The 22932-nt window shown below is 43.1% G+C and carries 21 protein-coding genes; 16 read left to right on the forward strand and 5 right to left on the reverse strand.

Translation table 11 applies throughout. From position 1 onward, the window contains the following. The first annotated feature begins 73 nt into the window (after positions 1-73). From infB to WC805_00670, 4 genes are all read left to right on the forward strand, one after another. On the forward strand, positions 74-1879 hold the full coding sequence (gene infB / locus WC805_00655; protein ID MFA5967014.1) for a translation initiation factor IF-2: 1806 nt from the start codon (positions 74-76) through the stop codon (positions 1877-1879). Further along, on the forward strand, positions 1876-2253 hold the full coding sequence (locus tag WC805_00660) for a ribosome-binding factor A (GenBank protein MFA5967015.1): 378 nt from the start codon (positions 1876-1878) through the stop codon (positions 2251-2253). Before infB ends, WC805_00660 begins: the two co-directional genes overlap by 4 nt. After that, complete coding sequence (locus WC805_00665; protein MFA5967016.1) at positions 2192-3190, forward strand: bifunctional oligoribonuclease/PAP phosphatase NrnA; 999 nt, start codon at positions 2192-2194, stop codon at positions 3188-3190. Before WC805_00660 ends, WC805_00665 begins: the two co-directional genes overlap by 62 nt. A 184-nt stretch (positions 3191-3374) precedes the next feature. Next, on the forward strand, positions 3375-3875 hold the full coding sequence (locus tag WC805_00670; protein MFA5967017.1) for a hypothetical protein: 501 nt from the start codon (positions 3375-3377) through the stop codon (positions 3873-3875). A 132-nt stretch (positions 3876-4007) separates the two neighbouring features. On the opposite strand, the gene rnc is transcribed toward WC805_00670, so the two are convergent. Genes rnc through WC805_00690 form a run of 4 tightly spaced genes read right to left on the reverse strand, consistent with a single transcriptional unit; the run spans position 4008 to position 6110 of the window. Further along, positions 4008-4691: a ribonuclease III gene (gene rnc, locus WC805_00675; protein ID MFA5967018.1), complete on the reverse strand. Its 684-nt coding sequence runs from the start codon at positions 4689-4691 to the stop codon at positions 4008-4010. A 51-nt stretch (positions 4692-4742) separates the two neighbouring features. Next, positions 4743-5258 (reverse strand): transcription antitermination factor NusB, encoded by a 516-nt coding sequence (gene nusB / locus WC805_00680; protein ID MFA5967019.1) that lies wholly within the window; start codon positions 5256-5258, stop codon positions 4743-4745. A gap of 2 nt (positions 5259-5260) precedes the next feature. Further along, entirely contained in the window at positions 5261-5617 is a 357-nt protein-coding gene (gene rpmF / locus WC805_00685; GenBank protein MFA5967020.1) for a 50S ribosomal protein L32, read from the reverse strand. 4 nt (positions 5618-5621) lie between these two features. After that, positions 5622-6110, reverse strand: coding sequence for a DUF177 domain-containing protein (locus tag WC805_00690; protein MFA5967021.1), 489 nt, complete (start codon positions 6108-6110; stop codon positions 5622-5624). A 133-nt stretch (positions 6111-6243) separates the two neighbouring features. Here WC805_00690 and rpsP point away from each other — a divergent pair, with 133 nt between their 5' ends. The 5 genes from rpsP (at position 6244) to WC805_00715 (ending at position 10346) form a co-directional block, all read left to right on the forward strand. Further along, positions 6244-6741, forward strand: coding sequence for a 30S ribosomal protein S16 (gene rpsP, locus WC805_00695; protein MFA5967022.1), 498 nt, complete (start codon positions 6244-6246; stop codon positions 6739-6741). Between the two features lie 73 nt (positions 6742-6814). Then, positions 6815-7159 (forward strand): KH domain-containing protein, encoded by a 345-nt coding sequence (locus tag WC805_00700; protein ID MFA5967023.1) that lies wholly within the window; start codon positions 6815-6817, stop codon positions 7157-7159. 199 nt (positions 7160-7358) lie between these two features. Continuing rightward, positions 7359-8069: a tRNA (guanosine(37)-N1)-methyltransferase TrmD gene (trmD, locus tag WC805_00705; protein MFA5967024.1), complete on the forward strand. Its 711-nt coding sequence runs from the start codon at positions 7359-7361 to the stop codon at positions 8067-8069. 64 nt (positions 8070-8133) lie between these two features. Further along, positions 8134-10119, forward strand: coding sequence for an excinuclease ABC subunit UvrB (uvrB, locus tag WC805_00710; GenBank protein ID MFA5967025.1), 1986 nt, complete (start codon positions 8134-8136; stop codon positions 10117-10119). A gap of 41 nt (positions 10120-10160) precedes the next feature. Then, positions 10161-10346, forward strand: a complete 186-nt coding sequence (locus WC805_00715; protein ID MFA5967026.1) for a hypothetical protein — start codon at positions 10161-10163, stop codon at positions 10344-10346. A 36-nt stretch (positions 10347-10382) separates the two neighbouring features. On the opposite strand, the gene WC805_00720 is transcribed toward WC805_00715, so the two are convergent. Next, on the reverse strand, positions 10383-11414 hold the full coding sequence (locus tag WC805_00720; protein MFA5967027.1) for an AI-2E family transporter: 1032 nt from the start codon (positions 11412-11414) through the stop codon (positions 10383-10385). A 76-nt stretch (positions 11415-11490) separates the two neighbouring features. Between WC805_00720 and dprA the strand changes: the two genes are divergently transcribed. From dprA to WC805_00755, 7 genes are all read left to right on the forward strand, one after another. Continuing rightward, on the forward strand, positions 11491-12360 hold the full coding sequence (gene dprA / locus WC805_00725; protein ID MFA5967028.1) for a DNA-processing protein DprA: 870 nt from the start codon (positions 11491-11493) through the stop codon (positions 12358-12360). 82 nt (positions 12361-12442) lie between these two features. After that, positions 12443-15100 carry an N-6 DNA methylase gene (locus WC805_00730; GenBank protein ID MFA5967029.1) on the forward strand — a complete coding sequence of 886 codons (2658 nt, stop codon included), beginning with the start codon at positions 12443-12445 and terminating at the stop codon, positions 15098-15100. Positions 15101-15107: 7 nt separating this feature from the next. Continuing rightward, positions 15108-17327 carry a type I DNA topoisomerase gene (gene topA / locus WC805_00735; GenBank protein ID MFA5967030.1) on the forward strand — a complete coding sequence of 740 codons (2220 nt, stop codon included), beginning with the start codon at positions 15108-15110 and terminating at the stop codon, positions 17325-17327. A gap of 40 nt (positions 17328-17367) precedes the next feature. Continuing rightward, positions 17368-17817 (forward strand): hypothetical protein, encoded by a 450-nt coding sequence (locus tag WC805_00740; GenBank protein MFA5967031.1) that lies wholly within the window; start codon positions 17368-17370, stop codon positions 17815-17817. A gap of 11 nt (positions 17818-17828) precedes the next feature. Then, positions 17829-20669: an excinuclease ABC subunit UvrA gene (uvrA, locus tag WC805_00745; protein ID MFA5967032.1), complete on the forward strand. Its 2841-nt coding sequence runs from the start codon at positions 17829-17831 to the stop codon at positions 20667-20669. A gap of 31 nt (positions 20670-20700) precedes the next feature. Then, a complete protein-coding gene (gene uvrC / locus WC805_00750; protein ID MFA5967033.1) occupies positions 20701-22635 on the forward strand; it encodes an excinuclease ABC subunit UvrC in 1935 nt (644 codons plus the stop codon). Between the two features lie 7 nt (positions 22636-22642). Beyond that, positions 22643-22918, forward strand: a complete 276-nt coding sequence (locus tag WC805_00755) for a hypothetical protein (protein ID MFA5967034.1) — start codon at positions 22643-22645, stop codon at positions 22916-22918. The last annotated feature ends 14 nt before the right edge of the window (positions 22919-22932 follow it).

The following is a 22932-nucleotide window of genomic DNA, read 5'->3' on the forward strand; positions in this document are numbered from 1 at the left end:
ACTTGGGCCTTACGGCCAGTCGGTCCAGAATGACAGATGGGACAAGGTAAAAGTTAGGGAAACAACGAAGAAGATGGCTGCAGCAAGCAGCTTTATTTATATTTATATGGAAGAAAATATTTCTCAATTTGAACGGCCTGAGGTAGTTATCCCGGCGGTAATCAAAGTCACTGAGCTGGCGCATCTATTAGATAAGCCGGTTACGGAAGTTATCCATTATCTTCTTAAAAATGGATTGTTAGTTACGCTAAATGACAATATCGATTTTGATACTGCCTCTATTGTGGCGGATGATTTCGGCTTCCAGGCTAAATCAGGCGGGGAGGATACCGCTACTGCCGATGCAACTGAGGAAGCAGCGGGAGAATTAGTCCCCCGAGCGCCAGTAGTAACAATTATGGGCCATGTTGATCATGGTAAAACTTCACTCCTAGATTACATCCGCAAAACCAAAGTGGCTGAGAAAGAGTCGGGTGGCATCACTCAACATATGGGGTCTTATCAGGTAGAATGTCGCGGCAAAAAGATAACTTTTCTCGATACGCCTGGGCATGAGGCATTTGGTTCCATTCGAGCGCAAGGAACTAAAGTAACGGACATTGTTATTTTAGTAGTCGCTGCTGACGAAGGTGTAAAACCGCAAACTATCGAAGCGATTGATTTGACTAAAGCCGCCAATGTTCCGGTAGTCGTGGCAGTAACTAAAATTGATCGCCCAGGAGCCAATATTGAAAAAGTAAAACAAGAACTGGCTCAGCAAAATATTTTAACCGAAGAATGGGGAGGTAAAATTCCTCTGGTCAGCGTTTCTGCTAAAACCGGCGAGGGTGTCGATCAGCTTTTAGAGTTAGTTTGTCTGACCGCTGATTTAGCTGAACTGAAAGCGCCTGTAACCGGTTTAGCTAAAGGAATAATTATCGAGGCGCAGCAAGATATTAAAGTCGGTCAATCCGCCACCGTGATTGTCAAATCAGGTATTTTAAAGATAGCTGATGCCTTTGTAGCGGGATCTGTCTATGGCAAAGTTCGGGCGATGTATGATCATGCCGGCAAGAGAATTGAGCGAGCTATCCCTTCTATGCCAGTGCGAGTGATTGGATTTATGGACCCTCCTCAGGTCGGCGAGATGTTGGTTGTGACAACTGACGAAAAAACTGCTCGTCAACTGGCGGCTAGCCGCAAAGTAGCGGCGGGGCGTAAACTCACTGGCGGTAAAGCCGATTTCGGAGCGTTAGTAGAACAGATGAAATCACGCCAAGGCGGCAATTTAAACGTGGTCTTGAAAGCCGATGTGCAAGGGTCGCTACAAGCAATTACAGGAGCACTGGCTAATCTCAAAACCAATCGAGGCGGCGCAATCAATATTATCAACGAAGGGATAGGAAATATCAGCGAATCAGATGTGCTGACAGCGCAAGGGGGAGACGCTTTTGTCGTCGGATTTAAAGTCGGAACTTTGCCGGGTGCAGCTAAAATGGCCAAAAAAGAAAACACGAATATATTGTCCTATGATATTATTTACAATTTAACCGATGATTTAAGTAAATTATTAGTAGAAGCCGGAGGATGGGAGCGGATAGAAACCATTGAAGCTACCGGCAAAGTTTTGAAAGTGTTTATGAGTACGGCTAAAAGCAAAATCATCGGAGTTAAGGTGACTAAAGGCGAAGCTAAAAAAGATTATCTTTTCCGAGTTTATCGCGAGGAAGAGAAAATAGGGGAAGGAGCGATAAAAAAAATCCAATCAGTAGCCGAAGAAGTGGCTAGTGCTGCCAGCGGTGATTTTGGTTTCATGGTTGATATTAACTTTAAGATCAAAGAAGGCGACCGGGTAGATTTTGTGCGCGTAGAAAACGTTCAATCTCAACTAATCAAATGAGCCATCGCCTCGAGCAAGTTCAACAGCAAATCCATCGGCTTATTTCCGAGTTCTTGTTAAAAGAAGGTAATTTTGGCATTGGCATTATCTCTATAAATGATATATTGGTAAGTCGGGATTTGAGTACGGTGAAGATTTGGGTGAGTTTTATCGCCGAGAAGGATCAGGAGCAAGCCTTTAATCAACTATTGCGCCATGCTAATCAGGTTCAAACCTTCTTGTATCGAAATTTCCCAGTGAAAAAAGTACCTAAAGTTGTTTGGCAATTAGATACCAAACCTGACGCAGCCTATCGCATAGAAAAACTTTTAGATGATATCCGCCCAACTACAGGAACGAATCCGGGATCTGAAGAATCTGACGCAAACAGCTAAAAAGATTCTAATAGTTTCTCATAGTAAACCGGATGGCGATGCTGTCGGTGCCAGTTTAGCGATGAAATTAGCTCTGCAAGCCGGAGGACAGAGCGTGGAGGTAGCTTTTTTGGATGCTCCTCCCGAGCGGCTATCATTCCTGCCGCATTTTTTCAGTATTAAGGGTGAATTTTCTCCTCAAGATTTTGATCTAGTTTTTTTAATTGATTGTGGCGACTGGTCGCGCACGGGTTTTTTTGCTGATACGGAATTGAATATCGATTGGCCGCCAAACTTGGCCGTGATCGATCATCATAAGATTCAAAAACTTACTCCCGGAGTGCATATTGTCGATGCCACCGCTTCTTCCGCTTCCGAATTAGTATTTTATATTTTGACTGCTTGGGGAAGAGAAATCACCAAAGATATCGCCACCTGCTTGTTGGTGGGGATTTCTACTGATACAGGGAGTTTTCAGCACACTAATACTAGCCGAGCAGTGTTACAGGTAGCCGGGGAGTTAATGGAGAAGGGAGCCAGTTTAGGTAAAATTACCCGCTATGTTTATGCCGATAAAAGCATTGCCCGATTGAAGTTGTGGGGACGAGTACTCCAAAAAATGCGGCGGAACCGGCGCTGGAATGTGCTTATTGCTATGATCACAGCGGCTGACTTGGAAGAGTGCCAAGCGACCGACGCGGATTTGGAAGGGGTGGTCGATCTGATGCGGACAGTTCCGCATGTTAAAGCGGTACTGTTAGGATCCGAACGCGGCGCTGAATTCAAATTTAATTTGCGCACCGAGGCGTTAGATGTGGATGTGAGCCGGTTAGCGGCCTTGTTTGGCGGAGGCGGCCATGTTAAAGCCTCCGGCTTTTCTATGCCGACATCAGATGTTGTTATTTCTGTTGCCCCTTCCGTCATTCCCGCGCAGGCGGGAATCCAGACAGAAAAATAAAAAAAGAAAAATGTTTTTGTTTGTTTTCTTGTCTGGATCCCAGATCCTGATTTGCCTCCGGCAATCCGGTCTGGGATGACAATTTTTTACTAACCTACTGACCTGTTAAAATCAGCTCTGGGAGCGGAAAACTCTTGACAAAACCTCCAAAAAGTAGTATGGTTAAATTATTGACAACAAGATTATGGTCGGAGCAGAAGTGCTCGGTAAACATACTATTCCACCTGTTAAAACAGGTGCGAAGGAGACCGATATGCCGAATATACCCAATGTTGGCGAGGTAGTTTGGACGGGGGATAATGAGTTTTCTTTCAGCTCCAGAAATGAATTATTCTTTGATCTGGAGAGGGAAGAGCGTAATATGGCGATGGGTTATGCTGATAGCAGTCCCAAAAAAGCTGCTGTTCTGACAGACATTGCAAAGACATTCAAACAAGAACAGAAAAAGCCGCTACGATTGGAAATTGAAATAAGATTCAATCCATACGACTTTGAGGTAAGCGGGAGCCAGCTTGACAATATTATTAACGGCCTGAATCAACATGTCTCTAAGGAATGTGTCGTAATTATGCGATACAGATTTCAGACAGTATCTCTTGCATTCTTTGTCGATGAGGACATCCGAGATCCATCCCGATACTTAGAGGCATTGGCTTACAAGATGAGAAAGTGGGCCCTTGTCTAGCACATTTGTGCATTTGGATTTAATAATGCCCCGGGTTAATCCCGGGGTTGTTTTGTATTTGTTAATACTGTTCGAACGGTAGTGAGAACTATCGACCTACTAGTTCTCGTCGCTATGCTTCTCGAACAGTACTTATGCAGAATATTTTGTGAGCGCGTCGGCAGCGGCGGCCATTTCGGCGGTTTGTTTGGAGTTGCCGGTGCCCCGGCCCCATTCTTTCTTGCCGATCAGCACCGCGACTTCAAAAATTTTATTGTGATCGGGTCCGCTTTCATTCACTACTTGATAAGTTGGCGTAAAACTGTCTTTTTCTTGAGCGAGTTCTTGCAGGTGGCTTTTGGCATCTACATAACTCTGGGCTGCTACAATCGGGTGAGTTTTGGGAATCAAATATTGTTGAATAAATTTTTCTGCCCAAGTAATACCCTGGTCGAGATAAATAGCCCCGATAACCGACTCCACCGTGTTGGAAAGAATTGCCGCTTGGTTAATTACGCTTTTTGCTTCGCCCCGGCTCAGTTTTAGATATTTATGAAATTCCAGTTCATCGGCTACTTCTTTGAGAGTTTCCCGGCGGACCAAAGCGGCCCTGATGGCAGTAAGTTCGCCTTCAGGTTTTTCAGGGAAAGTTTTATAGAGATAATTTGAAACGATAAGCTCAAGTACAGCATCGCCTAAAAATTCTAAACGTTCGTTGTGGCCTAAAGGAAACGAATGTTCATTTAAGTATGAGCGATGGATAAAAGCCTGTTCCAATAACTTGGAATCAGTAAACTTGATACCTAATTTTTCTTGTAATTGTTGTAAGGCTTCCATAGTCAATAAATAAATCCTCCCCTTACGGAGGGGAGGTTAGGTGGGGAGTGTTTAATTAATACTCCCTCCTCCCCCAACCCCTCCTCCGGCAGGAGGGGATTGCTCTGTATTTTTCTGTTCTGCTAAGCGGGCGGCGGCTTTGGCTTCTTCTTCCTGATATTTAGCCGAATTCCGATAAACCGTGCCTAAAACTCCATTCACAAATTTACTAGTATTTTCTCCGCCGAAAGCTTTACCCAGTTCAACTGCTTCATTAATCACTGCTTTCGGGGGTACTTCATCATCAAATAATAATTCAAAAATAGCTAGGCGCAGAATAGACAGATCGACCTGCGCAATTTGCGGTAGGGGCCATTCCGGAGCAGAAATAGTAATGATCTCATCAATTTCTGGCAAATGTTTTTGGACGCCAACGGCGATTTTTAAAATGAATTTAGTGTTGTTTTCGTCAAATTCATGATTAGCCATATTTCGTTTTACTATGTCCGCCAAATCGCCTCCGCGCTGGAGGAATTCGTACAAACTTTGCATCGTAATGATGCGGGCAAAATGTCGGTTAGATGCCATACTTACTTATTTTTGACTTTAGAGGCTTTGACCTCATCGGTTGTCCGGGTGCTTTTACCTTTTGCTTTCACCTTATTTTTAGTTGTTTTGGCGGGTTGAGAATCCTTTTTGGCTTGGAGTTTAGTTTTAGCCGCTTCCGCTTTTTTAGTTTCGCGCAATTGTTTGGCTATTCTTTTGTCGGTTTTGGTATTAAGGATCTTTTTCTTACCATAATAACCGCACTCAGGGCAGACGATATGACCGGGTTTAGGGTGCCGGCAACTAGGACAGAGCGGTAGATTGCTAAATTTAACACCGATATGGGCCCGGCGGGTTTTGCCTCTCACATGACTGATTTTCTTTTTTGGTTGAGCAGCCATAATCTTATAGATTTATCTTATTGTGTATTTCAAACTTTACTTTATCACATTTACAGGGATTGTCATTTAAATTAGCTCCACATTTTGGGCACAGACCCTGGCAATCTTTTTGACAGAGCACTCTGAGGGGAATACTGGCAATAATTTCTTCGGTGAGCACAGGATCAAGATCCATTTGTCCATCTTCAATCGGGTAAGCCTCCTCGTCTATGTTTTCGTTATTCTGGGCGGGACTCGGAATCTCTGTCTTAAATTCTCTGGAAAAATTCAGCGGGATAGTCAAAATTACTTCTTTCAGACATCGGCTACAGGGCTGGATGATGTGAGCGTCTCCTTTAATCTGGGCCAAGATAAATTCATCCAGATGAGTCAAAACAGCTTGGCCGGTTATTTGGGCTTTGGCTTCATCAATCGGTAGGGCAGTTATCTCTAAAGGGTAGTTTTCGGTGCTGCCTTCCGGCTGATTTAACAGGTTTTTTACTTCGATTTTCATGCTAAAAATATTGAATAGCCAGATTATAAGGCTTTTTCCTGCCCTTGTCACCTATATATGGCTCTTATTGACACTTTCCAGCTTTTGTCATATCTTGTAGGAGCTTTAAATGTAAGCCAAGAAAAGGAAGAAATTGCTAGTTATCAGATTATCCCGTAAAGGCAGACGCAACCTACCGATGTACCGCATTACGGTCGCGGAAAATAGTATGCCTACGGATGGAAAATTTGTCGAGATAGTAGGGAATTATAACCCCACTGATTTAGGCCAACCCCTGGTCATTCAAAAAGATCGGGTGGAATATTGGATTTCTAAAGGCGCCAAGCCTACTAATACTGTAGCTAAGCTTTTGAATAAGCAAGGGTTTAATTTGGGGGTGGTGCAGTATCATAAGGCGCCAAAGAAGGTGGCGAAGCCGGCAGAAGCGGTAGCGGCAGTCACAGTGGCTGAAAAGCCGACCGAGGAAGTGCCAGAGCCAACAGTTGAAGAGCAACCGGCGGCAGAAGTAATTACTGAAACAACCCCGGAAGTAGAAACCCCGGTGACAGAATCAACAGAAACACCTTCTGAAGACGCGACTGAAAGTAATTCTGATGCAGGAATCGGAGTCGCTGACGTGAAAACTGAGTAATTTATAAAGATCCTGGTCGAAGCCAGGATGATGACGCAAGGAAAGCGTCATCAGTTAAAAGTTTTGGAGGAACATGGGCGATAAAGATAAGAATTTCGTTGAATACGTGGTGAAAGCCATCGTCGATAATCCGGACAAAGTTCAGGTAGAGCGCAAGGTTGACGAAATGGGCGTGTTGATCGAATTAACAGTGGCTCCAGAAGATATGGGCAAGATTATCGGCAAAGAGGGTCAAACCGCTAAAGCCGTGCGGACCTTACTTCGGGTATTAGGAGCGCAAATTAACGCACGTATTAATCTCAAGATTATCGAGCCAGAAGGCGGCTCTGGTCGGCGCTCAGAAGCAAGTGAATCTCGCAGCGCCAGTGCGCCGGGAACTACCACTAAAGAGGATTTGCAGGAATTAACTGCCGAATAAAGCTGTTGAGTTACTTTCCCGAGGAAAGTAACCAAAGTCTTCGGGCAGTCGCCCTCATTATTCATTTAAGAAAATTCCCTTTCTGTTCTCGCCCGAGTGGTTTCGGGCTTCACAGCGGGAATTTTCTAAATTCAGGACATTCGGGCTCCAATGCCCGGATTAGCAGGGGTTAGGGGAAGAATCGTATAATAAGAATGAAATGAGGTTCACATTTATTACAATTTTTCCGGGGTTGATTGAAGACTTCTGTAAAGAAGGATTATTAGCGAAAGCGGTTCGGACTCGCAAGATCAAGGTCGAGACGATCAATCCTCGGGATTTTACCGCTGATCCGCATCGCACTGTGGATGACTTGCCTTACGGCGGAGGCCAAGCCGGAATGATTATGAAAGTTGAGCCGTTGGTCGCGGCGATCAGGAAAGCAGTCGGCTCCAAAAAATCTAAGGATACATTAGTAATCTTGCTATCGCCGAGTAAAAAAGTCTGGCAACAAAAGTTAGCGATTCAGTTTGCCAAAAGATATCAGCATATTGTTTTTGTCTGTGGCCGGTACGAAGGGGTAGATGCGCGAGTGGAGAAATATATCGATGCTAAAATCAGTATCGGTGAATTTGTGTTGATGGGTGGCGAAGTGGCTGGGTTGGCTGTATTAGAATCTATCGCGCGGTTACTCCCGGGAGTTATTGGCAATGAACCATCATTAACAGATGAGAGTTATGGTCAAAAATTTCATTTAGAATATCCGCAATATACTCGGCCGGAAGTGTTTGAGGGCAACAAAGTGCCCAAGGTTCTCTTGTCCGGCCACCATCAAAAAATCGAATTATGGCGGAAGCAACATAGCGCTCCTGTCATCCCGGACCGGATTGCCAAAGGCAAACCAGGATCCGGGATCCAGAAAGAAAAATAAACAAAAACATTTCCTTTTTATTTTTATGTCTAGATTCCGGGTCAAGCCCGGAATGACGAGAGGGATGGACTTTAAGCTAGTATCAAAATTTAAACCGGCAGGAGATCAACCGACAGCCATAAAACAACTGGTGGAGGGTTTGCGTAAAGGTTATCAACATCAAACTTTACTCGGGGTGACTGGTTCGGGTAAAACTTTCACAATGGCCAAAGTAGTGGAAGAAATTCAGAGGCCTACTTTAGTGATCGCTCATAATAAAACTTTAGCTGCCCAACTTGCGGCAGAATTTAAAGATTTATTTCCCAATAATGCCGTGCATTATTTTGTGTCTTATTACGATTATTATCAGCCGGAAGCTTATATCCCGAGAACTGATACCTACATTGCCAAGGACGCATCCATCAATGAAGAAATTGATAAATTACGCCATGCGGCCACTCAATCGTTACTCACCCGTTCGGATGTGCTAATTGTGGCTTCCGTTTCCTGTATTTATGGGTTAGGCTCGCCGGAAGATTATCGGAGCATTGCTATAGAAATCCGGACTAATAAAAAATATATTCGCGAAGCCCTGTTGCGTAAATTAGTGGATAGCCAATATAAACGCAATGATGTTAATTTTGTGCGGGGAACTTTCCGCATTCAAGGAGAAGTGTTGGAAGTTTTCCCGGCTTATAGTGATACGGCCTATCGCATAGAATTTTTGGGCGATACGGTGGAAAAAATTAAGCAGGTAGATTATTTAACCGGCGAAATTTTGGCTAATTTGGATGTGCTAGAAATTTATCCAGCAAAACACTTTGTGATGCCCCAGGAACGAATTGATCACGCTATTATCCAAATTGAAGAGGAATTGCAGGAGCGGCTCCAGGAACTAAAATCAGCCGATAAATTAGTGGAAGCTCAGCGCTTAGAACAGCGGACTCGTTATGATATTGAAATGCTCCGGGAAGTCGGGTATGTTTCTGGTATTGAAAATTATTCCCGGTATTTAGCAGGCAGAACGGCTGACGAAATGCCGTCTACTCTGTTGGATTATTTCCCGAAAGATTTCTTGATGTTTATCGATGAGTCGCATATGACTATTCCCCAGATCCGCGGAATGTACGAAGGCGATCATTCGCGCAAGATGACTCTAATTGAACACGGTTTCCGCCTACCTAGTGCTTACGATAATCGTCCCCTCCGCTTCCCCGAGTTTAGTCAGCATATTAACCAAGTAGTGTATGTTTCAGCTACCCCAAATGAATATGAATTAGAATTAAGCCGGCAAGTAGTGGAACAGGTCGTGCGTCCAACCGGTTTAATTGATCCCGAGGTAGAAGTAAGGCCAATCACTGGCCAAATCGACAATCTGATGCAAGAAATTGGCCAAGTAGTTGCCAAGGGTTACCGAGTGTTAGTAACCACCCTTACTAAAAAAATGGCGGAAGATTTAACCGATTTTTTGAACGAACAGGGGATCAAAGTCCAGTATTTACATTCCGATGTGGACACTTTTGATCGCATCGAAATTTTACGGGATCTGCGTTTAGGCAAGTTTGACGTGATCGTCGGTATCAACCTGCTTCGTGAAGGATTAGATTTGCCGGAGGTGGCGCTGGTCGCTATTCTAGATGCCGATAAAGAAGGATTTTTGCGATCCCGCACCTCGCTGATCCAAACCTTCGGTCGAGCTTCTCGGAATGTGGAAGGTCGAGTGATTATGTATGCCGATCGGATCACCGGCTCCATGCAAGCGGCAATGGAAGAAGCTGCCCGCCGGCGCGAAAAACAAATTGCCTACAATCAAGAACATCATATTACCCCTACTTCAATTGTGCGCAAGATTGTCAGTATTGCTTCGGAAGCAGAAACTGAAGCAGCCAAGCATGAAGCTGAAGAAAAACGTAAACTAACCAAATTTGCCAAAACTGCTCACAGTGGAGAGATTGAACTGCTAATTGCCGATTTGGAGAATCGGATGGATTTGGCTTCCAAAAATTTGGATTTTGAAACTGCCATTGAACTTCGCGATGAAATCGATTTTCTCAAAAATCAGATAAAATAAAACAGCTTATTAACGAGCTGTTGTAACTTAACATCCAGGAGGTGAAAGAAGTGACAACAGAAGAGCGCATCCAGACATTGGCCGATATGCAGAAAACGGCTGAAAAGGTGAAAGGATGGCCATTATGGCGTCAAGCCGTGCTTGGCACTAAGCACTTTACAGACGCAGAACTTAAGGCCTACAAGGCGGGCAAATCCTATGTTGATAGCGAGGACCCTCGCTCTTAACTTCTAAAACCAACTAAACCACCCTAAGGGTGGTTTTTACTTGCTGGATCGGCCGCCCATCAGGGGCCATTCTTCGAGAATGACAAAAAACACAGAAGCGACTGGCACGGCCAGAAGCATACCTAAGATGCCCATCAGTTTGGCTCCAATCAGAATGATAATAATGATACTGATAGGGTTTAAACCGACGGTGTGCTGCATCACCTTAGGCACGAGCAGCTTGTTTTCCAATTCTTGCACTAAAATATAAAAAATAGTTACCATCAAGGCAGTTGTCGGCGAAATAGTGAAGGCGATCAAAATGGCCGGCACTGCTGAAATAATCGGTCCGATAATGGGGATAATCTCTAATATTCCCGCCAAAATAGCTAAAGTCAGGGCATAAGGTATATTCATCAACCAGAGGCCGACATAAACCAACAGCCCGACGATAATGCCCAAAATGATTTGGCCGCGGAGCCAGCCGCCCAATTTTACGCCAATTTTATGGGCAATAGTGATTAAACGAGCTTTTTGTTTAATAGGGAACAAGGAAATAAAAAATTTCTTGATCCCATCTTCATCCAAAACTAGATAAAGAGTTAAAATAAACATCACTGCCAATGCCGCCGCTCCGTTGAAGAAGCCGATAGTAGTATTAAAGATGTTTTGCAAAAATCCGCCCAAAAAATTAGATAATGAGTTGAGAGTTTCTTGGGAAGCATTGAGCCAAGCGTCGTTGCCGAGGTTTTTGAGGCTAGTGATCAAATTGCCGAAAGTCTTGAGATAGTCAGGCAACATAGCGGCCAATTGTTGGATCTGAATGATCAGTGGCGGCACAATGAAATAAACCACTGCGCTAATGAGAGCCAAGATAAATAAATAAACCATAATCACAGCGATAACTCGCGGACACTTACGACGGCATAATTTGTCTATCACCGGAGAAAGGGCCGCTGCGATAATAACCGACACAAAAATAATAGCGATAATGTCGCGCACAAAATACAAAAACCACAGCGCCAATAAAACCAGAATAACTTTAAAAATGGAGCCAGTTGATATATCTAGAATAGTTTTTTGATTCATTGTTGTTATAGTGGAAGTAGAGTAAAGCGAACATGATGCTATCGCCCACATTATACATAATATTGATAAAAAATCATTGGAATTTTTAGAAATTAGTTTATCTGATCCCATTTATCCTGAATTACTAAAGCAGATTTTTGATCCTCCGGAGCGATTGTGGGTGTGGGGCAATCCAGAAATTTTAAATAATCCGGCCATAGCCATTGTGGGTTCACGTAAACCGAGCGATTATGGTGTCCGGGCAGCTGGGTGGTTAGCCCGGGGATTAAGTCCTCATGCCTATATTATTTCCGGTCTGGCTTATGGCGTTGATACGGTGGCCCTGACGGAGGCGGCCGATCCAGGCAAAGCCATAGCGGTGATCGGTTCCGGACTAGACAGAGATAGTTTTTATCCGGCCAGTAATTGGCAATTAGCCCAGCGGATCGTTGAGCATGGCGGAGCCATTATTTCAGAATATCCCATCGGCACGCCTCCCCTGAAACATCACTTTCCGGCTAGAAATCGGATTATCGCTGGACTGGCGTTAGGCGTGGTAGCAGTAGAAGCTGGTGAGAAAAGCGGAGCCCTGATCACTACCGATCTGGCTTTGCAATTCAATCGCGATGTGTTTGCTATAGCCGGGAGCGTCTTTGCTCCACAAGCAGTGGGTACTAATAAGTTAATTAAAGACGGTGCTCAAATTATTACCCAGGTCAGCGATGTGCTAACTAGTTTGGGTATCTCTGCTGCAGATCTTCCTATCCAGCCAAGGCTGGATTTATCAACTGTCGAACAAACCATCATTAATATATTGGCTACTCAAGCAGAGGGGCTATCAGTGAATGAGTTAACTAGCCGGGTTCAGCTTGACACCCAGAAAGTCAGTAGTACACTGACGATGATGGAAATTAAAGGAGTGGTGAAGAATCTGGGGGCCGGCAAATTTACCTGCCTGGTAAGTTAGTGTAAATATAATTTTGTGTTGGATAGATAAGCAGAAAGACCACTACTTGTGTTTTTAGCAAAAAGTATATATCATAAAATTAATGAACAGTCAAAAAAACATCTTTTGTGATATTTCTTCTCTTTCAAATGAAAGCGATGTGGAACAATTCTTTGTCATCAGATTATTACAATATCTTGGATATTCTGATAATCAAATAAAAACCAAAACATCGCTTGATGAATTTCTTATCGGAAAAGGGGCTAAAAACGAAAAGTATAAACCTGATTATGTTTGTTTTGTGAACAACAAACCAAAGATTGTAATAGACGCAAAATCCCCCCAAGAAAATATTAATAATTATGTTTACCAAGTATCGGGTTATGCTTTAGCCTTAAATAAAAAATTCAGAAACGAAAACCCAGTTCGGTATACAGTTTTGACTAATGGAGTGGCATTTGCCCTTTATAATTGGGATGAGGAAGAACCTATATTAATTTGTAATTTTGAAGATTTTAATGAGAATAGTGTACTCTTTAAAAAACTCATTTCCTTGTTGGATGTAAAACATGTAAAACATTTAGCTGGCAATGTAGACTTCTCGCTTCAGAATTTTTTGAGTAAACCAACTGTAGAAGAAGTAAAATCATCATTTAATAGATGTCATAATATTATTTGGAAAAAGGAAAAGATCAGTCCAACAGATGCTTTTTATGAATTTTCTAAGATAATTTTCGTAAAGCTTAGTGAAGATGCTCGTATACACAGATTAAAGAATGAAAATAAAGAACTTCGACGGACTGATTTTAAGTTTTCAACAGACTGGCTTGAAGAGCGGGAAATTGAAACAGAAAATCCACTAAGTTCAATTTTGTTTAAAGATATTTATGACAAGCTTCAAGAGGAGATTGATAAAAATAAAAAGAAACAAATTTTCCTAGAAGGTCAAATAGAGTTAAAAGCCCCAACAATCAAAGAGGTGGTTAGAGTGTTACAAAACTACGATCTCTATGCCATAGACGAAGACTTAAATGGCCGTATGTTTGAAACATTCTTAAACGCTACAATCAGAGGTAAGGAATTAGGTCAATACTTCACACCCAGAAAAGTCGTTAAGTTTATGACTAAGCTCGCAAATCTGAGGATTGTAAGAGAGAACGATAAAAACAAAATTGATAGAGTTCTTGACGCATGTTGTGGTAGTGGAGGTTTTCTCATTGATGCAATGGCAGACTTAACCAGTAAAGTCGAACTCAATAATAGCCTTATACCATATAAAAACGAACTTTTTACTCAAATAAAAACTGAGGCTCTTTGGGGAATAGAAGCCAATCCCAAAATTTCTAGGGTGGCCAGAATAAACATGTATGCGCATGGTGATGGTGGAAGTAGGATTTATTGTGCCGACTCATTAGATAAAAACATTTCTATCACTAAAGGCACTAATCCAATTATTAAGAAAGAATTAGAAGAACTAAAGAAACTTCTCGTGGAAGAAGGGGTTGAATTTGATGTGGTTCTTACTAATCCACCTTTTAGTATGTCTTACAGCCAAAAAGATAAGGATGAAAAAGAAGTCCTTTTACAATATGCAAATTCAGATTATACACAAAATCTGACCTTAAAAAGTGGAACAACGGAACTAAAATCTTCAGTAAAATCGAATGTTTTATTTATTGCTAGGTACAACAGTTTATTGAGAAAAGGTGGAAAATTACTAATTATTTTGGACAACTCTGTTCTTAACAGTTATTCTCATAAAGAATACAGAGATTATATTAGGAATAATTTCATTATTAAAGCCATTTTTCAATTACCAACTCATACTTTTGTTAATCAAGAGGCGGGTGGTATCACCTCAATTCTATATCTTGAAAAGAGAATATCAGCAGTACAAGAACAGCCCCCTGTTTTTGCAAGGGAAATAGAAAATGTAGGTCACAGTACATCAGGGAAAGAATTGTCCGTAGATGATTTTGATAATGTCCTGAAGGAATATAAAAGATACGAATTAGAGGGGAAACTCTATTTTAAAGGTGAAAAACCATTGAAGGATTATGAACACGATCTACTCTTTCTGGTCCCAGCCGAAAAGATTCCAGACAGATTAGATGTCTTTTTTCACCAACCAAGCTATCACAATCTTTTAAGTAAACTTCGCTCTTTGAGCAGTAAAGGCAAATGTGAAATAAAGACCTTGTCTGATTTTGAAAAAATACCGAACATAGACACAGAAGAAACAGATGATTCAGACGCGATATACAAATATATTGATATCAGCACCATTGATAAGGAGAGAGGTTTTATTATGGAGGATGATTGCGATGAAGGCACAAGGGAACAACTGCCTGATAGGGCTAAGCTTCTAGTTAGACAAAATGACATAATTTTTTCGAAACCATTTAGGTCATTGAAAAAAGTAGCTATTATTCCGTTGTCGTTAGACAAACAATTAGCTAGTAGTGGCTTCTACGGCATTCGTCCTTCAAATCGCGAAGAAGCTTGTATATTATGGAGTATATTCAAATCAAACTTGATACAAGTCCAGTTGCTTCATTTATCTAGCGGTTATACTCAACGGGAATTAAACGAAGAATATTTGAAAGAGTATCTTTTAATACCAATAACAAACAAAAAAGATGAACTTGCTAGAGCTATAGAAAATAGTATTTCTGAAGCAACTGATGCTCGTCAAGAAGAATTAAAGGCAATTAGAAATATCATCTCTGAACCAGAGAAATCAATAGAGTATATAAATTAAAATTCGTATGTCTGAATCAAAAAAATTAGTAGTAGTGGAATCGCCCACCAAGGCGCGCACTATCAGTCATATTTTAGGCAACCGCTACGTGGTAGAGGCATCGATGGGACATTTGCGCGATTTGCCTAAAGCTAAATTAGGCGTCGATGTAGAACACGATTTTTCCCCTGATTACATTATTCCTACTGCCAGCCGCAAAGTGGTAACTAAATTAAAAAATCTGTATGAACAATACCCGGATCTTATTTTAGCAACTGACGAAGACAGGGAAGGCGAAGCGATCGGCTGGCATATCACGCAAGCTCTCGGGATTGATCCGGTAAAAGTTCCGCGAATTGCCTTCCATGAAATTACTCGGGAGGCGGTTAAAGAAGCGCTGGAACATCCGCGGCAGCTTGATTTTAATTTAGTGGATGCCCAACAGGCCCGCCGCATTTTGGATCGATTAGTCGGTTATAAATTATCCCCACTGTTATGGAAAAAAATATTTAGGGGGTTATCGGCTGGCCGAGTGCAATCAGTCACGGTGCGGTTGATTGTCGACCGCGAACGCGAAATCCAAAAGTTTACTCCAGAAGAATATTGGAAGATCAAAGTTGTCTATCAAGCCAAGCAGGGAAAATTTACTGCCGAGTTGGCTACCATTGGTGATCAGCCAGCAGTAGTAAATAATCAAATTACGGCCGACCAGGTTGTGGCCGATCTTAAAGCAAACCCCTCGCAAATTACTAAATTAGTTACTGCAGATAGGCTAAGATACCCCGGAGAGCCCTTAACCACCTCTACCTTGCAGCAGCAAGCCGGAACGCGCTTTGGATTCAGTGTTAAAAAAACCATGCTCTTAGCTCAACAGCTTTATGAAGGAGTCGCTTTGGGTGAAGGCGGTCATGCTGGTTTAATTACTTATATGCGTACTGATTCGGTTAATATTTCTTCGCGAGTGATTGATGATATTCGCAGTTGGGTGGATCAACAATTCGGCCCGCAATATGTACCGACCAAAGCCTATACGTACAAAAGTAAAAGCAAAACTGCCCAAGAAGCGCACGAAGCGATCCGTCCATCGGTGCCGTCTCGGACTCCAGACAGCCTATCGCCTTTTCTATCTCCAGATCAGGCCAAGCTGTATCGTTTAATCTGGGAAAGAACCATGGCTTCCCAAATGGCCCCGGCCATTTTGAGTCAAACTGATGTGATAGTGACATCGACAGATAAAACTTTAACTGCCCAGGGAGTGCAGATCAAATTCCCGGGATTCTTTACTGTGCTCACTAAATCGCCGGTGTCAGAAATCACCCTGCCAGCCTTAACCCAAAATGAACCAGTACAGGCCCAGGAAGTGATGTCAGAACAAAAATTCACCGAACCGCCTGAGCGGTACACCGAGCCAGCTTTAGTTAAAACCTTAGAGAAACTAGGGATTGGCCGGCCGTCCACTTATGCACCGACATTAACGACTATTGCTACCCGGGGTTATGTTAAAAAAGAAAAACGCTATTTAATTCCCCAAGAAACTGGTTTTTTGGTGAATGATTTTTTGGCACAACATTTTCCTGATATTGTTGATGTTCATTTTACCGCCCGGATGGAAGATGATCTAGACGAAATCGCCGACGGCAAACGCAAGTGGCAAGATGTGATCAGGGAATTTTATCAGACTTTTGCTAAAATCCTAACCGAGAAGGAAAAAACATTATCCCGGCAAAATGAAGGTGAAAAAACAGACGAGGTGTGCGAAAAATGCGGAGGGGCGATGGTGATCAAACGGGGCAGATTTGGTAAATTCATGGCTTGCACCAACTTTCCTAAATGTAAAAACACTAAACCGCTCGATGAAAAAAGCGGCGCACCAGAGCCGGTAGAAGTCACCGACGTAAAATGCGCTAAATGCGGCAATCCGATGGTGAAGCGCAAAAGCAGATACGGAGATTTTTTGGGCTGTAGCGGGTATCCGAAATGCGATTATATCCAAAATCTCAATCCTAATAATGGCGAAGTGGGCGGGAGTTGTCCTAAATGCAGTAGCGGTAAGGTCGTAGAACGGCGCACCAAGCGAGGAAAGGTTTTTTATGGTTGCAGCGTGTATCCGAAATGCGATTTTGCCAGTTGGGACAGGCCAGTGCCAGAGAAATGCCCAACTTGTGGCGGTTGGATGGCAGCGTCTAAGACTAAAAAGGCTCCAGTATGCCAGAGTTGTGGTTTTGTCGATAAGGAGATTAAGGCTTAAAGTCTGGATTTTCTCTGAGTTTTAAGTTATTATACAAGCTATGAAGAAGGGTAAAGATCAGTCTAACCAGGCCAATTCTTTGCCTAAAAGGCTCTTGGCTCCACCTGGGCTCATTATGACCGGCAGTGTTTTGTTGCTAGTTTTGGCAGAAAAATATTGGTTTAGAGGAGCCTTAGCTGAAGATCTCCCTTCTGGCGATACGGCAGCCGGTTTTAACGTTTTTGCTGATCTGATTCAAGAAGCAGCAGGGCCGCTGGTGGGGGTGATCGCCGTTGCGGCGGTGGTAGCCGGAGGAATTATTTATGCTCTTTCCGGCGGGGAACCAGGGAGAGTTAAAATGGCTAAAAATGTTATTTTATCAGCTATTTACGGCCTGATACTATATATTCTTATGAAATGGTTAATGCAACTTTTAGGTACTACAGTTACTGATTATTTCTCCGATTTAACTAACATTGCTTGGGTGATGTTTGGTCCTAAGCTTGGCTAATTGTGGCGCTAGTGAACGAATTTATTGAGATTAAAGGGGCTTGTGAACACAACCTCAAAGGTGTTGATGTTAAACTCCCTCGCAATCAATTTATTGTGATTACTGGATTGTCTGGTTCGGGCAAAAGCTCGTTAGCTTTTGATACTATTTATGCCGAAGGCCAGCGCCGTTATGTCGAATCGCTGTCTGCTTATGCTCGGCAGTTTTTAGGAGTAATGGAAAAGCCTAATGTAGAAAGCATTACCGGGTTGTCGCCAGCAATTTCTATCGACCAAAAATCTTCTTCTTCTAACCCTCGGTCAACCGTGGGAACGATTACAGAAATCTATGATTATCTCCGTCTGTTGTATGCCCGGATTGGTCTACCACATTGTTATAAATGCGGCGCGGTGGTGGCCAAGCAGACGGTGGACCAAATTGTTGATCAGATCCAAAAATTACCTGTAAGCAAATTTGCTCTTCTGGCCCCGATGGTATCTGCCAAAAAAGGCGAAGGGAAAGAAGTTTTACAAAATATTAAAAAAACAGGATTTTTAAGGGCGAGAATTGATGGAAAAATGGTAGATTTGGATAGCAAAATCGAATTGGCTAAAACTCAAAATCATACTATTGAAGCTGTGATAGACCGGCTAGATCTGGCCCAAATAAATAATAACTCTAATCGCAGTCGCATTACCCAATCCGTAGAAACGGCTGTTCGTTTGGGTGAGGGGACAATTATAGTTTGGGACATAGAAAAAGATAAAGAATGGTTTTTTTCTGAAAGTTTAGCTTGCCCTAAGTGCAGTGTGAGCATTCCGGAGCTCGAACCCAGAAGTTTCTCTTTCAATAATCCTAAGGGTGCTTGTCCGGCTTGCACGGGATTAGGCATTACCAAGGAGATCGATCCTGAGCTATTGATTCCGAATAAAAAATTGTCCATCAACGAAGGAGCCATCCGGGCAGGAGGTTTTAGTATGAGCAGCGGGACAGGTTGGGTGCAAAAAATTTTGGAAGGAGTCGGGAAAAAGTATGGTTTTAAACTAGATCGGCCGGTAGAAGAATTTTCGCCCAAAGCTTGGCAAGCGCTTTTGTATGGTACTGGCGAAGAAGAAGTCGTGATACATCATCAAAGTACGCATGGGCGTCGGCTTAATGAATATGTAGTTAAATTTGAAGGAGTCATTCCTAATTTATTGCGGCGGTATAAAGAAACTGATTCCGATTTTGTGCGAGCTGAAATTGATAAGGCCATGATTGAGCGCATTTGTTCGGTCTGTAAGGGCGGCCGCTTGCGCCCAGAATCAGTCGCGGTTACCGTCGGAGACCAATCGATTGTGCAAGTTTCGGCCATGTCGGTGGAACAGATGGTCAAGTGGTTCGATCAATTGCAATTGAATCAGCAAGAAACTTTTATTTCCCAACAGATCCTCAAAGAGTTGAAAGAGCGAGTTAGGTTTTTAGAACGAGTCGGTTTAAATTATTTGACCTTAAATCGGAGCGCGACCACTTTGTCGGGCGGAGAAGCCCAACGGATTCGTTTAGCCACCCAGATTGGTTCTGGCCTGTCGGGTGTGATCTACATTTTAGATGAACCATCAATTGGCTTGCACCAGCATGATAATAATAAATTGATCCAATCATTAAAAGGTTTACGCGATCTCGGCAATACGGTAATTGTGGTAGAACACGATGCGGAAACTATTTTAGCAGCCGATTACGTGGTGGATATGGGGCCGGGAGCGGGTGATTTTGGGGGAGAAATTATTGCCGTGGGCACGCCAGGAGAAATTAAGAAAAATCCGAAATCATTAACGGGACAATATTTGTCGGGTCGCAAGAGTATTCCTTTACCGGCCCAGCGGCGTAAGAGTAATGGGAAAAAACTGGTGGTCCGTGGTGCCGCCGAATTCAATCTCCAAGACATTGATGTCGAATTTCCTTTGGGGTTATTAGTAGGAGTGACGGGTTTGTCAGGCTCTGGTAAATCGACTCTCGTGAATGAAATTTTGGCCAAAAAATTGACTAACGTTTTGCATGGAGCTCATCAACTACCAGGTAAACATCGGGTAGTGGAAGGGATTGATTATATAGACAAGATTATTACGATCGATCAATCGCCGATTGGCCGCAGTCCCCGCAGTAATCCGGCGACTTATACCGGGGTATTCACGGATGTGCGCGATCTGTTTGCTAAATTACCGGAGGCCAAAATCCGCGGATATCAACAGGGTAGATTTAGTTTTAATGTCAAAGGCGGTCGCTGCGAGAATTGCGCCGGCGATGGGGTAATCAAAATTGAGATGCATTTTTTGCCCGATGTGTATGTGACTTGCGATGTCTGTAAGGGCAAACGCTACAATCATGAAGTATTGGAGATTTGTTTTAACGGAAAGAATATCTCCGAGGTATTGGAAATGACAGTGACTGAAGCGCTGGGTTTCTTTCAAAACATTCCGGCGATCAGAAATAAACTGAGTGTTCTGCAAGAAGTAGGTTTGGGTTATATCAAGTTGGGCCAACCGGCTACTCAGCTATCCGGAGGGGAGGCGCAAAGAATTAAATTAGCCGCTGAACTGTCTCGCCGCAGTACTGGAAAAACCCTCTATGTTTTGGATGAACCCACTACCGGACTGCATTTTGATGATATTAAACGGCTGCTGGAAGTACTGAATAAATTAGTGGATAAGGGCAACACGGTTTTAGTGATCGAGCACAATATGGATGTCATTAAAACGGTCGACTGGATTATTGATTTAGGTCCCGAGGGCGGGGATAAAGGCGGCGAAGTTGTCGCCGTAGGCACTCCAGAAGATATTACTAAGGTTAAACAAAGTTACACCGGCCAGTATCTAAAAAAAGTTTTAGGTTGATGGTTGCTCAATTAGTTCTAGAAAGTTGGTTATGATTCAGGTACGATTTAAACCAGATTTGGGGAAGATGCCGCGGCAGCCGGGGTGCTATTTGATGTCTGACAAAACTGGCAAAGTAATTTATGTGGGCAAGGCGGTAGATCTCCGCAAACGAGTGGCGTCTTATTGGAACAAAACTAACCAGCCGATTAAGACCAGTAAACTGTTGGAAAAAGTAGCCAAACTGAATTTTATGATCACCGATACCGAAACCGAAGCTTTGATTCTAGAAAATCAGTTAATCAAAAAGCACATGCCCCAATTCAATATTCTACTGCGGGATGATAAAAGCTATCAGTATATTAGGATTGATCTTAATCAGCCCTATCCGGTGATTGAGGTGGTGCGCAATCCACGCACAATTAAAAAAGAGGCTCGGGTGCGCTATTTTGGGCCCTATACCAGCGGATTGGCGGTAAAATATACTTTACAGTTGATCAATAAAATTTTTCCGCTGTGTGCTAATGCGGCCATTTTAAATAAAAATGTGCCAACTTCATGTCATTCTGAGCGTAACGAAGTGAAGTCGAAGAATCTACGAGCACCAACTTCGAGATCCCTCGACTGCGCTCGGGATGACAAAAGAAAAGGTGGGGTGAAACCCTGTTTGAATTGGCATCTGGGCAAATGTCTGGGTGTATGTGTCGGACAAAGTTCCAGTGCCGAATATCATCAAGTGGTGCATGAAGTAATCGATTTTTTGAGCGGTAAGGCCAAAGATTGGCGGAAGTATTTGCGAGAGCGGATGGAAGCGGCTGCGGCGGGCAAACGCTTTGAAGACGCGCTGAAGCTCCGCGAACAAATTGCCGCCCTTGATATTATTGTTTCCAAGCAAAAAGTGGCCCAGCCGGATGAATTGATTAGTCAGGATATTTGGGGCTGGCTGGTAACCTCCGAACAGGCGGTGGTGACTATTTCGAAGATCAGACAAGGAAAAGTAATCGATTATCAAACATTTGTGTTGCGTTTGCCGATGGAAATCAAGTTAGACGAATTTGTCGGGGAAGCGCTCCGGTCAATTTATTCCGCCACCCTGGATAACTGGCCGAAAGAAATTTTATTGCCGCATTTGCCTAAAGATAGGGTGGCGTTAGAAAAATGGTTGAGTAATTTAGCCGGTCATACCGTCAGAATTGCCGTGCCGCAAAAGGGGATTAAAAAACAATTATCTCTCTTGGTGCAAAAAAATGCCGTAGAACAAGCCAGCGCTAAAGTTGGCGCCAATTTGCAAATTAAAACTGCCCTCACCCGGCTGCAAAAGTTATTGCAGATCAAACGCCTCAAGCGGATTGAAGCGTATGACATTTCTCATTTGGGCGGGACGGCCACCGTGGGTTCTATGGTAGTATTTGTGGATGGCAAACCAGCCAAAGCGCAATATCGGCGGTTTCGGATTAAAACCGTGCGTGGGATTGACGATTATGCGTCTTTGGGCGAAATGATTTATCGCCGCCTGCGTCCGCGGCGCTTAGCCGACAAACGATTTGCCGAAAATCTGCCCGATTTGATTTTGATTGATGGCGGTAAAGGGCAATTAAACACTATCATTCGCCAAACCAATCAAATCAATTTACCTAATCTCCCTAAGATTATAAGTTTAGCTAAACGGGAAGAAGAAATTTTTGCGTCCGATCAAGCTACGGGGATTAAATTATCTTTGAGTTCGCCGGAACTGCAACTATTACAACGAATTCGTGACGAAGCCCATCGCTTCGCGATTTCTTACCAAGCTGTGTTGCATAGCCGGGAGTTACGAGGCACCACCAAGATCCCCGGCATCGGCCCGGCCACGCAGAAAAAACTAGTCAAAGTCTTCGGAAGCTTGCGGGCCGCCCGCCAGGCCAGTCTAAGTGAGCTAGAAAAAATAGTTGGACAAAAAGCCCGCCTGATCAAAGATAATTTGTCAGATTCTGCCAGAGGTTTATGATAAATCTATGCATCAACATCAATTAAAATTAGCTGGGTTAGTAGCAGGGGTCATTGTAGTGGTAGGAGTGCTAAGCATACTAGTATTCACTCCGGACGGGATTAGTGGGATTAGCGCTGATATTGGGGAGAAACCTTCCTTAGAAGGCTATGCTTTGATTTCTAAGCCAGTTTGGGAAGATGCCGTTATTAAATTAAAAAGCTATCAAGAAGCAGATAACAACACAAGAGAACAAATAATACAAGAGGTATTACAGGTGTTAGAATCGGCCCAGGTCAATTAGTGTCAAGTTGTAGG

This window comes from Patescibacteria group bacterium, from assembly GCA_041659905.1.
Taxonomy (GTDB): Bacteria; Patescibacteriota; Kazan-3B-28; order Kazan-3B-28; family UBA10110; genus UBA10110.

Coding starts and splice junctions, on each gene's coding strand:
- rnc (MFA5967018.1), bottom strand. CDS start 4,691: ATGGAAGCCTTACAACAATTACAAGAAAAATTAGGTATCAAGTTTACT.
- WC805_00720 (MFA5967027.1), bottom strand. CDS start 11,414: ATGAATCAAAAAACTATTCTAGATATATCAACTGGCTCCATTTTTAAA.
- topA (MFA5967030.1), top strand. CDS start 15,108: ATGTCTGAATCAAAAAAATTAGTAGTAGTGGAATCGCCCACCAAGGCG.
- WC805_00690 (MFA5967021.1), bottom strand. CDS start 6,110: ATGAAAATCGAAGTAAAAAACCTGTTAAATCAGCCGGAAGGCAGCACC.
- uvrC (MFA5967033.1), top strand. CDS start 20,701: ATGATTCAGGTACGATTTAAACCAGATTTGGGGAAGATGCCGCGGCAG.
- WC805_00730 (MFA5967029.1), top strand. CDS start 12,443: ATGAACAGTCAAAAAAACATCTTTTGTGATATTTCTTCTCTTTCAAAT.
- WC805_00670 (MFA5967017.1), top strand. CDS start 3,375: ATGGTCGGAGCAGAAGTGCTCGGTAAACATACTATTCCACCTGTTAAA.
- WC805_00700 (MFA5967023.1), top strand. CDS start 6,815: ATGGGCGATAAAGATAAGAATTTCGTTGAATACGTGGTGAAAGCCATC.
- rpmF (MFA5967020.1), bottom strand. CDS start 5,617: ATGGCTGCTCAACCAAAAAAGAAAATCAGTCATGTGAGAGGCAAAACC.
- nusB (MFA5967019.1), bottom strand. CDS start 5,258: ATGGCATCTAACCGACATTTTGCCCGCATCATTACGATGCAAAGTTTG.
- trmD (MFA5967024.1), top strand. CDS start 7,359: ATGAGGTTCACATTTATTACAATTTTTCCGGGGTTGATTGAAGACTTC.
- infB (MFA5967014.1), top strand. CDS start 74: ATGGCTGCAGCAAGCAGCTTTATTTATATTTATATGGAAGAAAATATT.
- uvrB (MFA5967025.1), top strand. CDS start 8,134: ATGGACTTTAAGCTAGTATCAAAATTTAAACCGGCAGGAGATCAACCG.
- WC805_00665 (MFA5967016.1), top strand. CDS start 2,192: ATGATATCCGCCCAACTACAGGAACGAATCCGGGATCTGAAGAATCTG.
- WC805_00660 (MFA5967015.1), top strand. CDS start 1,876: ATGAGCCATCGCCTCGAGCAAGTTCAACAGCAAATCCATCGGCTTATT.
- WC805_00755 (MFA5967034.1), top strand. CDS start 22,643: ATGCATCAACATCAATTAAAATTAGCTGGGTTAGTAGCAGGGGTCATT.
- WC805_00740 (MFA5967031.1), top strand. CDS start 17,368: ATGAAGAAGGGTAAAGATCAGTCTAACCAGGCCAATTCTTTGCCTAAA.